Here is a 15,893-nt window from a genome sequence, read left to right on the forward strand (position 1 = left end):
GCACCAATGACCTTTGACCACGATTTGAAGGCGAGCGTCCGCACCATCCCCGACTATCCGAAGCCGGGGATCATGTTCCGCGACATCACGACCTTGCTCGCGGATGCGCGCGCCTTCCGCCGCGCGGTCGACGAGCTCGTCAATCCCTGGGCCGGCAACAAGATCGACAAGGTCGCCGGCATGGAAGCGCGCGGCTTCATCATCGGCGGCGCGGTGGCCCATCAGCTCTCGGCCGGTTTCGTGCCGATCCGCAAGAAGGGCAAGCTGCCGCACACCACCGTACGGATCGCCTATTCGCTGGAATACGGCATCGACGAGATGGAGATGCATGTCGACGCGATCCAGCCCGGTGAGCGCGTCATCCTGGTCGACGATCTCATCGCCACCGGCGGCACCGCGGAGGGCGCGGTGAAGCTGCTGCGCCAGATCGGCGCCAATGTCGTCGCGGCCTGCTTCATCATCGACCTGCCCGAACTCGGCGGCGCCGCCAAGCTGCGCGCCATGGACGTGCCGGTGCGTACGCTGATGACGTTCGAGGGGCACTAAGGTGCCGCTGAGGCGGTCCTAGATCGCCTCGGCCTTGAGCTCCGTCTGCCAATGCAGCGCGCGCTCCTTTAGCAGCGCATTCCGGACATAAGCGCTCTCCTCGTCCTCCAGCCGCTCGCATTTGCCAAAGCTCAGGCCGGCTTCGCCATGCGCGTTCCAGGCGGCCTGGAGACTGCGGCAGGGGTGGCCGCCCTGGCGCAGCGTGAACCAGATGCGGTTCTGGATGGTCTCGAGGTTCGGGGCCTGGCCGACCCAGGCCTCGCCGGAGGCTGCGCAGCGGACGACGAAAATGCCCGCAACGGTCTTCCGCTCCTTGTAGGCGGCGATGGCTGCTTTCCGGTCGATCGTCACAGGGGGGGCCTTGCTGAGGGATGCTGTTGTGCAGCCTCAGTAGCGGCAAGGACGCGCGGCGTCAATATTACCCGGATAAAATATTCAGCCCTCGTGGTCGTCATTCCGGGTTCGCGACCTCGTCGCGCCCCGGAATGACGCCTCTCAGGACCGTTGCAGGATCAGGCTGAGCTCAAGCTCTCGGAGGGCGAGATAGTTGCGCCGGATCCATTGGTGCAGCTCGGTCGAGGAATCCTTCTCCTGGCGCAGATAGCCGGTGAAGGAGAAGCTCAGCCGGTCGATATAGGTCTTGAGGAAGCCGGGCAGCGCGGGAAGGCGGACCAGCCGGCCGCCTCCCATCGCGGGCGGCAGCTCGCCACGGATGACGAACTCGTTGTCGACGGTGATCAGGTTCATCCGCGGGATCTGCTGGCGCAGCATCTCGTGGGCACGGGCCGAAACGCGGTCGGTGTCGGCGACGAACAGGATCTGTGGTGCGACATGCCGGCGTGCCGCTTCCTTCAGCAGGCCGATCTCGTCGGTCATCTTGAAGAATTCGTCGAAGGCGTGGAAGCCAAGGTCGATGACCTTGGCAAGACCGTCGTCGACGATGACGCGATCCATCAGCTGCATCTTGCCGTAGGTATCGATCACGTCGGCGGTCTCGGTCACCTTCGGCAGGTAGTCGAGCAGCGACGGCTCCTTCAGATTGACGTCGAAGGCCGCGACATTGCCGTTCTTGAGCAGCAGGAATTCGCTCAATAGCCGCGCCAGCAGCGTCTTGCCGACCTGCGGGCGGGGCGAGCAGATGATGTAGAGGGGCGTCGCGGGCATCACGCTATTATCTGAGCGAACTCACCGCTCAATCCAGCCGTATCAGCCCGCCTTCGCAACTATTTTTCGCTGTTGCGGGTCACCGGTTTCGACCCGACGATGTCGGTCAGGCGGATCCGGTCGAACTCGCTCCAGACATTGGCCAGCCAGTGCCGGACATAGCCGCGCAGCACGAAGGAATAGTTCGCAGCCTCGTCGTGGATGCCCTTGTTGGCCACGAATTTCAGGAACGGGACCGAGGAGACCTCGACTTGCTCATAGGCCATTTCGTTCAGCTTCGGGATGGTCAGCTCGGTCGCGTCCTTGATGCGGTGGAAGTAGGAATTATAGGTCGCCTGGTCCCACTGGAAGAACTGGGTGTCGTTGATGAAGTTCTTCACCAGGAAGTATTTTGCGCCGGTCATGAAGCCCGCCGTCTCGGCGATCTCGTCCAGCGAGGCGATCGAGGGTCCCAGGATGTGGAACACCGCGAAGGTGATCTGGCCGGCCTTGGCGGCGTCGAGGAAACCGATGTCGCGCAGCGAGGCCAGCGCCGGCGACAGCAGGCCGGCGCGGACGTCGATCACGGTGACGGACGGGCTTGTCGCGTTGAGCGTATCGAAGATCTTCATCTGATCAGCCGTCGTCGTCATGTCGACGATCTCGGTGATATCAGGGTGGAAGCGCTTCAGCGTTCCCCGCGGCGACTCCGTGTCGAACGCGCGCGTCGGCACGTTGTTGGCTGAGAAATAATCGAGCAGGGTGCGCGATACCGTGGTCTTGCCGACCCCGCCCTTGTCCGCGCCCACCACAACCACTGCCGGCTTTGCCATTGCTGTCCCCTAACGCGAGCCCCCGATCGCGAGGTCGCGATCGGCCGGGCCCCAAATCGATGTCCCAAGGATGGTCCCGAGTCTGCTGTTGGGCGCGAACATGGCAGAAACAAGGGAGAATTCAAATCTCTGGCGCAGCCCAGCGGCAATTCCCGGAGTTTTTCCCAAAGGCCGTGAAACCGGCTGCAAGGCGTGATGAATTGCTCGCTTAATGGCGGCCCCAAGGACCCAGAGGATTACCTATGGGATTGCCCAGAGGGCCGAGCGGATTACCGGCAGCGGTTCCGGCAGGGCTCGGCGCGGGCACGGGCGGCGGACCGGGCGGGTTGCCTGCATCATTCCACGGGCCATGCGGGACCGGAGGAGGGGCGTTTTGTTGATCGGCTTGTGCCTCGGGCTCGTCGGTCTCGGGTTGGTCCGTCTCTTCACCGGGCGGCGGCAGCGGACCGGGATCATGACCGCCGGCGAATTTGACCAGCGCGTCGACGCGGGACTGTACCGAGGGGTGGGTCGCGAACAGATCGGAAAAGCCTTCGCGCGGATTGTCCAGGCACAGCTCCATCACCGCCGAGGTCGCGCCCGGCAATTCGCCGCGGCCTTCGATCTTGCGCAGAGCCGAGATCATAGCATCAGGGTTTTTCGTCAACTCGACCGAGCCGGCATCGGCGAGATATTCGCGCGAGCGCGACAGCGCGAGCTTGACCACCTGCGAGACCAGCCAGGCCACCACGATCAGCACGACCGCGATGATGATGACGATGATCGCGCCGCCGCCGGAATTCTTGTTGTCGCTCGACGAGGAGGACGAGCGGGACGATGAGGAGGAGCCCGACGACCACGATCCGCCACCGGAACTCCAGCTCAAATTGGTGAACAAGCGGAAGAACAATTCGCCGAAAAAGCCGACCACGCCGGCGATGATCACGGCGACCACCATCAGCTGCACGTCGCCGTTCCTGATGTGGGTCAGTTCGTGGCCCAGCACCGCCTCGATCTCCTGGTCGTTCAGCGCCTTCAGGAGACCGGTGGTGACGGTGACGGCATATTGCCGCGGATTGAGGCCGGTCGCGAACGCGTTCAGCGCCGGGCTTTCCATGATCTTCAGCTTCGGCATGGTGATGCCGCGCGAGATGCAGAGATTTTCCAGGAGATTGTAGAGCCGCGGCTCCTCCTGGCGGGTGACGTCGTGCCCGCCGGTTACCGCATCGATCATCGACTGATGGAAGAAATAGGCGATGACGATCCAGGCAATCGCCCCAGCCGTCGCAAAGGGAAAGGCGACGATGAGATCGTGGAAGCCCCGGTTCAGATAATAGGCGACGGTCTCATTGCCGTTGGTGACGACCTCGGCGACAAGCGCGCCGGCAAAGACCAGCACATAGACCAGCGCGAACAGACCGCCGAGCAGCAGCATCGAACGAAACTTGTTCGAGGCGATGTGCGTGTAGAGACCATACGCGGCCATGACGCGCGCCCTGCCGGCTTCTCGGCTCAGATCAGAACTTCACCTGAGGCGCTGCCTCGACCTCGGTGCGGCTGGTGCCGAGATCGAAGAAGTCCTTCTTGGTGAAACCGAACATGCCGGCGAACAAAGCGGCGGGCATCTGCTGGATGCCGGTGTTGTATTCCTGGACCGCGTTGTTGAAGAAGCGGCGGCTCGCCGCGATCTTGTTCTCAAGGTCGGAGAGCTCGCTCGCAAGCTGCTGGAAATTGGCGTTGGCCTTGAGGTCCGGATAGGCCTCCGACAGCGCGATCAGCCGGCCGAGCGCGCCGGAGAGCTGGTTTTCGGCAGCGGAGACCTGCGCCGGTCCCTGTGCCGACATCGCCGAATTGCGCGCCTTGATGACGTCGTCGAGTGTGCCGCGCTCGTGCGAGGCATAGCCCTTCACCGTCTCGACCAGGTTCGGAATCAGGTCATGACGCTGCTTGAGCTGCACGTCGACATCGGCAAAGGCCTGGCCAACGCGCTGACCCAGCGCCACCAGCCGGTTGTAGGCGCTGAAGGCCAAGAACACGAGAACGACGATTACGCCGAGAACGATCCAGCCGGTCGACATGGAGAACTCCTGAAAGCAAATTGGAGCGGACAGCCTAAACTAAAATGGAGCCGGGGGAGAGCCCCGCGCGAAGGGAAGGTAAGACTTGGTCGGATCGGCAGCCATCCGAGTTCAAGGGAAAAGCGGGGAACGGGGTTCACTTTCGGACAGGACGGTATCACCCCATCGCCAGCGGCGGGCGTCCGCATATGCGGCCTTGTCCCGCCGCGGCACCTTGGTAATGGCGACGCCGTCCTCGGTGCAGAGCTTAGCCGTGATCTCGACCTTGCCGACCTCCGGTGGCGCCAGCACGCGGGCGGCGCCGGCCGCGCGCGGCGTGCGGGTCAAGGCGACGTAGATGAAGCGTTCGTCCTCGAACGGCACCTCGGCGCCCTTGATCTGGCGGTGTGCCTGGGAGCGCGGAAGGCGCTGGTTGAAATGGCACCAATCGGGCGCCACGAGCGGGCAAGGCTTTTCGTGCGGGCAGGGCGCGGCGACGAAGGCGCCTGCCGCGATCAGTTGCTGGCGCAGTGCGAGAATGCGGGTGTAGCCGGCAGGCGTGCCGGGCTCGATCACGACCAGCGCGTGGCGCGCTTTGGCCCACATTGTCTCCGCGAGCTTGCGCTGGTCGCTCTCGCCGAGCTCGCCAATGATGTAGCTCGCGACGACGAGATCGGCTTGCGAGACCTCGGCGAGGTTGGTGGCGGCATCGCCGGGCAGGTAGCGGCATTCGGACAGGCGCGAGCTGTCGCGCGAGAGCTCGAGCGCGAGACGGCTCAAGGTGGCGTTGGCGTCGAGCAAGGTAAAATCCTGCAGCGAGGAGAATGCTTCCGCGGCGGCCCAGCTCGCGGTGCCCGGGCCCGCGCCGACGTCGAGCAATGTTTCCGGGGTGAAGTCGGGGGCGATCTCGGTGAGCGCGCTCAGGCTTGCAGCGACGGCGGCGTAAGTGGCCGGCATCCGCGCCAGCGCGTAGGCGAGCGCGTCAGCCTCGGACTTGATGGTGCCTGAGCCGCCGCCGGCGCGATAGGTCGTCGAGATTTTTTGCGATCGCTGCGCGGCGTCGGTGCGGGAGAATCCCTGCAGCCTGGCGTCGAGCGCGGCCTTGAGTTCGGCGGGGAGAGTAGGAGCTATCATCATCCGCAGTCATGCCCCGCGAAGGCGGGGCATCCAGTATTCCGAGGCAGCGCCACTAGACCAAGACGGCACGGCGTACTGGATCATCCGCTTTCGCGGATGATGACGTCAATGGGTGCGGAACGACCGCAGCCTCACGCCACGTTCTGGTCGAGAATGTCCACGGCTTCGGCAAGGCTCACCGAGACCAGCTGGGAGACGCCGCGCTCGGCCATGGTGACGCCGAACAGACGGTTCATGCGCGCCATCGTGATCGGATTGTGCGTGATGATGATGAAGCGCGTGTCGGTCGAGCCGGTCATTTCGTGCAAGAGGTTGCAGTACCGTTCGACGTTGTGGTCGTCGAGCGGCGCGTCGACTTCGTCCAGCACGCAGATCGGCGAGGGGTTGGTCAAGAACACCGCGAAGATCAGCGCCATCGCAGTCAGCGCCTGCTCGCCGCCCGAGAGCAGCGACAGCGTCTGCGGCTTCTTGCCGGGGGGCTTGGCGATGATTTCGAGACCGGCTTCCAGCGGATCGTCGCTCTCGATCAGGTGCAGCGCGGCTTCACCGCCGCCGAACAGCTCGACGAACAGGCGCTTGAAGTGGTTGTTGACGACCTCGAACGAGGTCAAGAGGCGCTCGCGGGCCTCCTTGTTGAGGCTCTGGATGCCCTGGCGCAGCCGCTTGATGGCTTCGACCAAATCGTCGCGCTCGGTGACGAGGCCGGTGTGCTGGGTCTCGACCTCGCGCAGCTCTTCCTCGGCGCGCAAATTGACGGCGCCGAGGCGCTCGCGGTCGCGGCGCATCTTCTCGAGGTCTTCCTCGATGTCGTGCAGCGGCGGCAGCTCGGCGCCGGGCTCGATCTCGGCTAGACCAGCGACGGCCTGCGGCTCGACTTCGAGCATGTCGCGGATTTCGCGTTCGATGTCCTCGAGCCGGCGCCGCGCGCCTTCCATGCGCTCCTCGGCACGGGCGGTGGCCTCGCGGGAGCTGGACAGCGCCTCGAGGGTCAGCTTGGCGACGCGGTCAGTCTCGGCCATCGCGGTCTCGGCGGTTGCGAGCGCATCGGCGGCCATGCGCCGGTCGTTCTCGGCGTATTCGATCTCGGTGATGAGCGCGCTACGCTTCTCGGCGAACACGGCCGGCGCGTTTTCGAGTTCGCTGCGCTCGATCGTGAGCTCGGCAATGCGGGCCTGGATTGTGTCGATATGGGAGGCCGCGCTTTCCTTGCGGTTCGCCCACTCGGTGCGCTCGGCCAGGATCGCCTGGACGCGGCGGTCGGCAAGCTCGGCCTCGCGCGCCAGCGCCTGCGCCTCGGCGCGGACCTGGGCGGCGATGCGGCGATGTCCGTCGATGTCGCTGCGGACGGCGGCGAGACGGGTCTCGGTGTCCTCGCTCGACGGCAGCTCGCTGATGCCGGCCTCGGCATATTCGTAGGCGGCCTCGGCCTCGGCGCGGTCGGCGGCAAGACGGCTATGCGCTTCCGACAGCGTCGCCTTGCGCGCGGCGTGGCGGCTGATCTCGCGCTCGGCGGCAGCGTGGCGCTCGCGCGCAACGTTCAGCTCGCGCTGCGCGGCTCGCATGGCTTCGCGGCTGGCGCCTTCGGTGCTGGCCGCCATCTGCAATTCGGATTCGGCATTCTCAAGCGCCTGACGCTTGATCTGCGCGTCGATGCGGGCCTGCTCCAGCTCGTTCTCGATGTCGACGAGGCGAGCGCGCTCGGCGAGGCGCCGTGCCGCGCCGGTCGGGGCGTGCGCGGCGGCGACAAAGCCGTCCCAGCGCCAGACGTCGCCCTCGGGCGAGACCAGGCGTTGGCCGGTCTTGAGCTGCGACACCAGCTCGGCCCCGCGCTCCCGCGGCACCACGCCGATCTGAGCAAGGCGGCGCGTCAGCTCGGCCGGCGCCTGAACGTGGTTGGCGAGCGGGGTGACGCCTTCGGGGAGTTCCGGATCGCCTTCGGCGTGTCCGACATTGGTCCAGCGCATCGGCGCCGAGGGATCGATCGGCGCATCGAGATCGTCGCCGAGCGCAGCGCCAATCGCCTTTTCAAAACCCTTGTCGACGGTGATGCCGTCGATGATCGGCGGCCACAGATTCTTGGTCTCGCCGTTGACAATTTTCGAGATCGTGCGCGCCTCGGTATCGAGCCGCTGTACGCGCTTGTCGGCTTCGACCAGCGGGGAGCGCGAGGATTCCAGTGTCTGTCGTGCGGCGACATGCGCAGCTTCGCTCGCTTGAGCTGCGGCTTCCGAAGCGGCCAGAGTCTGCTCGGCGGTCTCGACCGTTGCGGTCAGCTCGTCGAGATCGCCGAAGCCGCCGGTCTCGGCAGCGAGCTTCTGCTCTTCGGCGGCGACGTTCGCGATCTCCTGGTCGAGACGGGCGAGCTTGTCGCGGTGGGTGCGGACGTTGGCCTCTAACTGGTTGCGCTTGGCGGTGAGGTCGGCGAGCGCGGTGGTCAGCTCAGCGAATTGCTGCTCGGTCTCGGTCAGCACCGCCTCGGCCTCGCCGACGCGCTCGTCGACGCCGGAGCGCTTCTCGACGCGCGACTTGATCTCTTCCTTCAGCTCGGCGTCTTCGGTGTCGAGCCGCTGCAGCGCGACGTCGGCGTCCATGGTCTGCTGCTGGGCGCGTGAGATGTCGCCTTCGAACTGGGCGAGCCGGCGCTCGAGCTCGGCGACGCGCTCCTTGGCGCGCTCTTCCTCGCGGTCGAGCAGCTCGCGGGCATTGGTCAGGCGCTGGAGGCCGGCGGCGGCGCGCGCTTCGGCATCGCGCAGCGCCGGCATCTCGGCGGCGCGGATCGCCTGGATGCGGGCGGCTTCGGCCTGGTGCTGGGTGCGCTCGGCCATCTCGCGCACGGCGAGATCATGGGTCTGGCCTGACTCGTTGACGTCGGCATGGGCGCCGATCCAGCGCAGGTGGAACAGCGTCGCTTCCGCCTTGCGGACCTTGGCCGCGACCTCGCGGTAGCGCACGGCCTGGCGAGCCTGCTTCTTCAGGCCCTCCATCTGACCTGCGAGCTGGCCGATCACGTCCTCGACGCGGGTGAGGTTGGTTTCGGCCGCCTTCAGCCGCAGCTCGGCCTCGTGGCGGCGGGCGTGCAGACCGGCGACGCCCGCGGCGTCTTCGAGCACGCGGCGGCGCTGCTCGGGCTTGGCCTGGATGATCTCGCCGATCTTGCCCTGGTGGACGAGGGCCGGCGAGCGCGCGCCGGTGGCGGCGTCCGCGAACAAAATCTGCACGTCGCGGGCGCGCACGTCGCGGCCGTTGATGCGATAGACCGAGCCCGCTTCGCGCTCGATGCGGCGGGAGATTTCCAGCAACTGGCTGTCGTTCATCGCCGCCGGCGCGGTGCGATCGGCATTGTCGATCGTCATCGTCACTTCGGCGTGGTTGCGCGCGGGACGGTTGCCGGAGCCTGCGAAGATGACCGCGTCCATGTCGGCGGCGCGCAAGCTCTTGTACGAGGTTTCACCCATCGCCCAGCGCAGCGCCTCGACGAGATTCGACTTGCCGCAGCCGTTGGGTCCGACCACGCCGGTCAGGCCGGGCTCGATGACGAAGTCCGTCGGCTCAACGAAGGACTTGAATCCGTGTAGGCGCAGGCGGGTGATTTTCATAAGCACGCATCTCTGTTGGCAGGCGCGAATCCCCCTGCCGGGACAGTACCATGGAAGGCAATGTCACTCTCTGGGTGAGTCGCGCGAGGCGCCTCATGCGGCGGACAATGGCCGCGGTGCGCCGCGAGGGCAACCAGCGAAAGCCGCTTTTCCCAAGGGATTTATGCCGGGAAAGATACGGCTTTCGAGATGCGAATCAGGATCTTGACGAGCGAATCAGCTCTTCAGCAGCGGGTTGATCTTCTTGGCGAACTCCTCGAACGAGGCCTCGCCCTTGATCTTCTCGCCGTTGATGAAGAAGGTCGGCGTCGAATCCACCTTCAGGACGTCGCTGGCGTATTTCTGGTCGGCGGCGATCTTGTCGAGCAACGCCTGGTCCTTCAGGCAGGTTTCGACCTGCGCTTGCGTGAGGCCGGCCTGCTTGCCGATCCGGGTCAGGGTCTCGGTGGTGTTCTTCGTCACCCAGTCGCTCTGCTGGCGGAACAACATGTCGGTGACCGCGAAGTATTTCGCGGCGTCGTCCTTGGCGATGCAGCGCGACAGCATCGAGCCGGCGGCGGCTTTGATATCGAGCGGGAACTCGCGGAAGATGTAGCGCACCTTGCCGGTGTCGATGTATTCCGACTTGATCTTGGGGAAGACCTGCTCGTTGAAGGCCGCGCAATGCGGGCAGGTCATCGAGGCAAATTCGGTGATGGTGACGGCTGCGTCCTTGGGGCCCAGCGCCATGTCGGGCAGCGACACCGGCTTGGCGACATCGCCAGCGGCCTGCGCCATTGCCTCGGAGATGAACCGCAGCGGCGAGAGCCCGGCGATCGCGGCAAGACCGGTCAGCGACAGCATCGTGGTGAAGGCGCGGCGGGTGATGATCAAGGTCGGCTCCCGAATTGGCGTGATCTCGCCCCAGGTCTTCATATCATGGCCGGTATGAAGGTTCCCGGGCGGCCTGTCGCTAGCTTGAAACGTGGTTTGAGGCAATGGCGAGCGGCAGGGCCAGGTCCAGAATAGCCAGGGAATGAGGCTCAATTTCGCTTGATGGCGGCCCCAAGCCGCGCCAGCGCCGTCTTCAATTCTTCATCTTCGATGTCCCCCAGGCCTTCCGCCACCTTGGCGACCAGCTTGGGGTCCGGCGGGCTGGGCCGCACCGGGCGCCGGGGCCGCGACAGGGGGGCTTGGCGGAAGGCGAGTTTGCCGACTGCGCTCCAGCCGAAGAAGCGGTTCACCCGCTCCAGGATCACGTCGGCCGAGTGCTGGATTTCCAGCACCATCGGCCCCTCGACCCGCAGCACCAGCGTCGCCGGCTCCTGCGGCTGGCCCTCCACGGGACGCGGCCATTGCAGCTTCAAGGGCTCGGCATGCGCTGCGATCTCGGGCCCCGCGATCTGCGTCCACCGCGTCACCAGCTCGCGCGACGCAAATCCCTGCTTGGCATAAGCCTCGGCAAAGACGTCGTTGAGCAGGATCCCGAGCGGCTTGGCGCTGATGGGGCCGGGTTTGGGAGGGAATTTGGCCATGGGGCCTTATAGCACCCCAACTCACGGCCCGCAGGCTCCTCGCAACGAAGAAAGACGTGGATGCCCGCGACGAGCGCGGGCCTGACGTGGAGACATCGGCGTGAGGTCGCTACAGTGAGACCATGAGCCCGAAATCTGCCCTTAAGGCCAAGTCGGAACCAGTTCAGTCGGCGGGTTCGGCGCGTCCCACGCTGCTGCTCGCGTGGTACGATCGCCACCGTCGCAGGCTGCCCTGGCGCGCGGCGCCCGGCGAGATATCGGACCCTTATCGCGTCTGGCTGTCGGAGATTATGCTGCAGCAGACCACGGTGAAGGCGGTCGGGCCCTATTTCGAGAAATTCGTCGCGCGCTGGCCTGATGTCGCGGCGCTCGGGAGTGCGTCTCTTGATGATGTGCTGCGGATGTGGGCTGGGCTCGGCTATTATTCGCGTGCGCGCAACCTCTATGCCTGCGCAGTTGCGGTGGCGTGCGAGCACGGCGGTGTCTTTCCCGATACGGAGGAGAGGCTGCGAGCGCTTCCAGGCATCGGGCCCTACACGGCAGCCGCGATTGCCGCGATCGCCTTCGATCGTCACACCATGCCGGTCGACGGCAATATCGAGCGCGTGGTCTCGCGTCTGTATGCGGTCGAGGAGGAGCTGCCGCAGGCCAAGTCGTTGATCCAGCAACTGGCGGCGACTCTCCTGGCCAACTCACGCGCCGGCGACAGTGCCCAGGCCCTGATGGATCTGGGCGCCTCGATCTGCACGCCGAAGAAGCCGGCCTGCTCGCTATGCCCATTGAACGAGGATTGCGCGGCGCGCGCGCAGGGCACGCAGGAGACGTTTCCGCGCAAGGCGCCGAAGAAGAGCGGGACCCTGCGGCGCGGTGCCGCCTTCGTCGTCACGCGCGGCGACGAGCTGCTGGTACGCAGCCGGCCCGAAAAGGGCCTGCTCGGCGGTATGACCGAAGTGCCGGGTTCTGACTGGCTTTCCGGACAGGAAGACGCGGCGGCGAAACAGCAGGCACCTGATATGAGGGGGCTGTCGCGCTGGCAGCGCAAGGTCGGCGTGGTCACCCACGTCTTCACGCATTTTCCGCTGGAACTTGTGGTCTACACCGCGAAGGCCGAAGCCCGCGCCCGCGCGCCTGCGGGCATGCGCTGGGTGCCGATCGCGACGCTGGCCGACGAGGCGCTGCCGAATGTCATGCGCAAGGTGATTGCGCACGCGCTGGAGTGACGCCTCAGGCGGCGCGCGCCGCGCGGTCCTCGGTCGCGGGCATCAGGAAGGTGCGGTTGCGCCCGGTCTTCTTGGCGACATAGAGGCCCTGGTCGGCGCGCTCGATCACGTCCTGCACGTCGCGGTCTCCCTCGTCGAACAATGCGAGTCCGATTGAGACGGTGAGGGGGATGACGGCCTCGCCGTGGCGCACCACTGCGCTCTCGATCGAGGTCCTGATGCGGTCGGCAAGCAGCACCGCGGTCTCCTGATCGATCTCGCGCAGCAGCACCACGAATTCCTCGCCGCCGAAGCGGGCCGCCTTGTCAGTGGTCCGGATCGACTGGCTGATGACGTCGGCGACATGCTTGATCGCGTCGTCGCCGGCGGCATGGCCATGGCTGTCGTTGATCTTCTTGAAATGATCGATGTCGATCATCAAGGTCGCCATGTTGCGCTTGTAGCGTCGGCTGAAGGCGACGGCGTCGTCGGCAACCGCGAGGAAGGAGCGGCGGTTCATCAGGCCAGTCATGAAGTCGGTGTCGGCGAGCTCTCGCAGCTTCAGCATGTCCTCCTGGAGCTGCATCGCGTTTTCGCTTGCGCGCAATTCGGCTTCCTTGGTGCGTTCCTCGGCATGACCGATGCGGCGCAGCAGCGAGCGCAGTGCGCGCGAGAGCTGGACCACCTCAACCGAGCCGCTCTGTCGCGCCAGCATGGTCGGGCCGTGGGCGCGTCCGATGCGATCGGCTTCCTGCGTCAGCGCGATGATCGGGCCCGCGATCCGGCGCGAGACCAGCACGGCCAGCGATAGCGCGATCAATGCGATGACGGCGCCGATCGCCAAGATCATCTGCGCCGACGAGATCGCCGCCTTCAGCGCCACGCTCGCCGGCTGGCTCGCCGTGACGATCCAGTTGAGTCCCTGATAGTCGCGGAAGCCGTTGCCGACATGGAATGCGGTCAGCATCTGCTGGCCGTCCACCTTCTCGCGGAAGGTGCCGTCGCCGGCCTTCAGGATGCCGGCAAGCTCGTCGCCGTCGTAGCGGATGGTTTCCTTCTGCGGCCCGACAAGAACCATGCCGCTCTTGCTGAGGATCGAGAGCCGGGTGTCGGTGTTGCCGTCATTGGCTTCGACGTCCTTGATCAAACTGCTGGCCCAGGACCAGTCCAGATGTCCGCCGAGCACGCCGATCACCTTGCCGGAGGCATCGCGCACGGGCAGGGCGATATCGACGAAGCGATAGGGTTCGTTGTTGGCGCGCTGGGTGAGCAAGGAGGACAGCAGGATGGCCTCGTGCACGTCGCCAACCACGACCTTCTCAAGACCCTGCTTGAACCAGGGGCGCGCCGTCACGGACTTGCCCTGCAGCAGGCCGCCGGTCGAGGCGACGACATCGCCGTTGAGGTCGGCAAAGCCGATCCAGGTAAATTCGAAATTGCGCTGAAGCGCTTCGAGCGCGCTGCGCAGCTTATTCGGATCGCCCTGCCACAGCCGTTGCATCGGCTCAAGCTCGGTGAACAGCTTCATTTCCTGCTGCCGCGTCGCCATGAAACGGTCGAGCCGGCCGGAGGTGCTGGATGCAATTCCGGCGACGCTGCTCTCGATCAGGGTCGCGGTGTGTCTGTAGCTGATGAGGGCGGCGCCGGCAGCGAGCGTGCCCACCAGCACGATGGACATCGCGGCAACGGCTGCAGCGATCTGCGTCCGTACGGTCAGTCGATCTTCGATCGCGTGCAGGCGGCTTGCCGCCTGTTGCAAGAGGGCTCGCATGGAAAGGCTCCGGTTTCACCGTCGCTCATGCCATGTGGTAACTTCCAACCGTTTACCGGCCGATTGCCCAATTGGATCGTATTGAATCGGTCGTGAAACCGCGTGGTTGAAGTTGGCTTAATCGCAGGCGGAATGACCTGAAACCGTACAGTTTTCCGTAAATCCCCGGAAGTTTTGCGCTCCGGCGGTCGCTTGTTGCCATGAGGTTGTCAGCAGGCCGGGGCTATCAACTCGACGGCAACGGAGGGTTCGCATGGTCAAGACCGCGCTCGATAGCTTCAAAATGCCGCCCTGCGCCGAGCTGTTGGGCTGGCGCCTGCTCGACGCGAAACCTGACGAGGGATGGATCAAGCTCGTCTTCGAAGGCAGACCCGAGTTCTGCAACCCGGCCGGTTACATCCAGGGCGGCATGCTCTCGGCCATGCTCGACGACACCATGGGACCCGCCGTCCTCGTGATGAGCGAGGGCCGGCTCTACACCACGACCATCAGCATGACCGTGAATTTTCTCAGCCCCGCAAAGCCTGGGCCGATCATCGGCGAAGCCAGGGTGACGCAGCTCGGCAAGACCATCGCGTTCGTCGAGGCCAAGCTGATGGCCGAGGACGGCACGGTACTTGCGACGGCGAGCGCCAGCGAGCGGCTGCTGGAGGCGGCGCGGGTGGTGGGCAGAGTCTAGCCGCGTACTCCACTGCCCTCTCCCGCAAGGGGCGAGGGCACACCAATCGGCATCGCGCCCGAAGTGGAAGCTTACACCCTCGCCCGCGCGTCCTTGCTCACGATTGGCGGCTTGGCGTTCAGTGCCTCGACCTGGAAGCCCGCGACGCGCTTGTAGTTCGCGGCGATGTCCTCCAGCTCCTTCTGCGACAGCACGTCGGTGACGACCTTGTAACCATCAGGCGCGCGCTCTTCGACGAGCTGCATCACCTGCTCGGGGCCGTTCTTGCGGTTGAGCAGCACGAGGTCGGTGGTCGCAGGCCGCCGCTCGGCCTCATAAGCGAGCAGCGCTGCGGTCGTCGGGCCATGCGCCAGGATGTCGCGGGTGATGGTGCGGGCATCGAGGATCGCCTGCGAGGCGCCGTTCGAGCCGATCGGGTACATCGGATGCGCGGCGTCGCCCATCAGCGTCACCTTGCCGAACGTCCATTGCGAGACCGGATCGCGGTCCACCAGCGGATATTCGTAGGCGTGCGGGCAATTCCTGATCAGGCCGGGCACGTCGAGCCAGTCGAATGTCCAGCTCTCGAACCAGGGCAGGAACTCTTCCAGCCGCGCGGTGCGGTTATAGTCCTCGCGCCGCCACTGATAGGTCGGCGGCATGTGCCGCTCGGCGACCCAGTTGATGAGGTGGTTGCCTGCTGCGTCCGGCTCCTTCGAGATCGGATAGCAGACGAATTTCAGAATCTCGTGGCCGGCCATGATCATGGTGCGGCCGGTGAGGAAGGCTTTTGCCGGCGTGACGCCGCGCCAGAGGATGCGGCCGTTCCAGATCGGCGGCCCCTCGTTCGGATAGAGCTTTTCGCGCGCGGCGGAATGGATGCCGTCGGCGGCGATCAGGATCGCGCCTTCATATGTGCCCGCGGCTTTGCCGGTCGCCCTGTCGATGAAGTCGGCACGCACGCCGCTGGCCGTCTCGGTCCAGCCGGTCAGGTGGTGGCTGGTCAAAATGTTATCGCGGCCGAGCCGCTCGATTGCGGCATCGAGCAGGATCTGCTGCAGCGTGCCACGATGGATCGAGAACTGCGGCCATTTGTAGCCGGCCTCAAGCCCGCGCGGCTCGCTCCAGATCGGCTTGCCGTGCTTGGAGAAATAGGCGAGCTCGCGGGTCCGCACGCCGCTGGCGTCCAGCCTGTCCAGCAGCCCGAGCTCGATCAGCTCGCGCACCGCATGCGGCAGCACATTGATGCCGACGCCGAGCGGCTTCAATTCCGCGACGCTCTCGAACACTTTTACGGGAACACCGATTTGATGCAGGCTGAGCGCAAGCGTCAGTCCGCCGATGCCGCCGCCGGCGATAAGTACCGTCATGACAAAACCCCCTCCGATTGTGGGCGGTCTTGGCACAGGCGGGCGGATGTGGGCAACTGCGAAGAGGATGTCGTGCTATAGACCTCGGGG

14 protein-coding genes are annotated in these 15,893 nt (G+C 65.4%); 3 read left to right on the top strand and 11 right to left on the bottom strand.

The annotated features are described in order from the left end of the window. Positions 1 to 6 precede the first annotated feature (6 nt). On the top strand, positions 7 to 546 hold the full coding sequence (locus XI06_RS26870; protein WP_011085277.1) for an adenine phosphoribosyltransferase: 540 nt from the start codon (positions 7 to 9) through the stop codon (positions 544 to 546). 18 nt (positions 547 to 564) lie between these two features. On the opposite strand, the gene XI06_RS26875 is transcribed toward XI06_RS26870, so the two are convergent. From XI06_RS26875 to XI06_RS26915, 9 genes are all read right to left on the bottom strand, one after another. Then, positions 565 to 897, bottom strand: a complete 333-nt coding sequence (locus XI06_RS26875; protein WP_271606934.1) for a GIY-YIG nuclease family protein — start codon at positions 895 to 897, stop codon at positions 565 to 567. A 144-nt stretch (positions 898 to 1,041) separates the two neighbouring features. After that, positions 1,042 to 1,710 carry a hypothetical protein gene (locus XI06_RS26880; protein WP_271606935.1) on the bottom strand — a complete coding sequence of 223 codons (669 nt, stop codon included), beginning with the start codon at positions 1,708 to 1,710 and terminating at the stop codon, positions 1,042 to 1,044. A gap of 59 nt (positions 1,711 to 1,769) precedes the next feature. Continuing rightward, positions 1,770 to 2,522, bottom strand: a complete 753-nt coding sequence (locus tag XI06_RS26885) for a hypothetical protein (protein WP_237866696.1) — start codon at positions 2,520 to 2,522, stop codon at positions 1,770 to 1,772. A 208-nt stretch (positions 2,523 to 2,730) separates the two neighbouring features. After that, positions 2,731 to 3,987 (bottom strand): M48 family metallopeptidase, encoded by a 1,257-nt coding sequence (locus XI06_RS26890; protein WP_271606936.1) that lies wholly within the window; start codon positions 3,985 to 3,987, stop codon positions 2,731 to 2,733. A 31-nt stretch (positions 3,988 to 4,018) separates the two neighbouring features. Further along, a complete protein-coding gene (locus XI06_RS26895) occupies positions 4,019 to 4,579 on the bottom strand; it encodes a LemA family protein (protein ID WP_237870166.1) in 561 nt (186 codons plus the stop codon). A 111-nt stretch (positions 4,580 to 4,690) separates the two neighbouring features. Continuing rightward, the gene (locus XI06_RS26900) at positions 4,691 to 5,695 is read right to left on the bottom strand and encodes a small ribosomal subunit Rsm22 family protein (RefSeq protein ID WP_271606937.1); all 1,005 of its coding nucleotides are present in this window, start codon (positions 5,693 to 5,695) and stop codon (positions 4,691 to 4,693) included. 131 nt (positions 5,696 to 5,826) lie between these two features. After that, a complete protein-coding gene (gene smc, locus XI06_RS26905) occupies positions 5,827 to 9,291 on the bottom strand; it encodes a chromosome segregation protein SMC (protein ID WP_237889357.1) in 3,465 nt (1,154 codons plus the stop codon). A gap of 216 nt (positions 9,292 to 9,507) precedes the next feature. After that, on the bottom strand, positions 9,508 to 10,164 hold the full coding sequence (locus XI06_RS26910; RefSeq protein WP_237870694.1) for a DsbA family protein: 657 nt from the start codon (positions 10,162 to 10,164) through the stop codon (positions 9,508 to 9,510). 149 nt (positions 10,165 to 10,313) lie between these two features. Further along, on the bottom strand, positions 10,314 to 10,805 hold the full coding sequence (locus XI06_RS26915) for a DUF721 domain-containing protein (RefSeq protein WP_237870172.1): 492 nt from the start codon (positions 10,803 to 10,805) through the stop codon (positions 10,314 to 10,316). Positions 10,806 to 10,927: 122 nt separating this feature from the next. On the opposite strand from XI06_RS26915, the gene mutY reads away from it, so the two are divergent. Further along, positions 10,928 to 12,025, top strand: a complete 1,098-nt coding sequence (gene mutY, locus XI06_RS26920) for an A/G-specific adenine glycosylase (RefSeq protein ID WP_237870174.1) — start codon at positions 10,928 to 10,930, stop codon at positions 12,023 to 12,025. A 4-nt stretch (positions 12,026 to 12,029) separates the two neighbouring features. Here mutY and XI06_RS26925 read toward each other — a convergent pair whose 3' ends face one another. Next, entirely contained in the window at positions 12,030 to 13,775 is a 1,746-nt protein-coding gene (locus tag XI06_RS26925; RefSeq protein WP_237889361.1) for a sensor domain-containing diguanylate cyclase, read from the bottom strand. 253 nt (positions 13,776 to 14,028) lie between these two features. Here XI06_RS26925 and XI06_RS26930 point away from each other — a divergent pair, with 253 nt between their 5' ends. After that, the gene (locus XI06_RS26930) at positions 14,029 to 14,454 is read left to right on the top strand and encodes a PaaI family thioesterase (protein WP_237870178.1); all 426 of its coding nucleotides are present in this window, start codon (positions 14,029 to 14,031) and stop codon (positions 14,452 to 14,454) included. A gap of 71 nt (positions 14,455 to 14,525) precedes the next feature. Here the strand turns inward: XI06_RS26930 and XI06_RS26935 are convergent, their stop codons facing one another. After that, positions 14,526 to 15,803 carry a flavin-dependent oxidoreductase gene (locus tag XI06_RS26935; protein ID WP_237889365.1) on the bottom strand — a complete coding sequence of 426 codons (1,278 nt, stop codon included), beginning with the start codon at positions 15,801 to 15,803 and terminating at the stop codon, positions 14,526 to 14,528. Between the last annotated feature and the right edge of the window lie 90 nt (positions 15,804 to 15,893).

The sequence above is a fragment of the Bradyrhizobium sp. CCBAU 11434 genome (genome assembly GCF_028128895.1).
Classification (GTDB): Bacteria; Pseudomonadota; Alphaproteobacteria; order Rhizobiales; family Xanthobacteraceae; genus Bradyrhizobium; species Bradyrhizobium zhengyangense.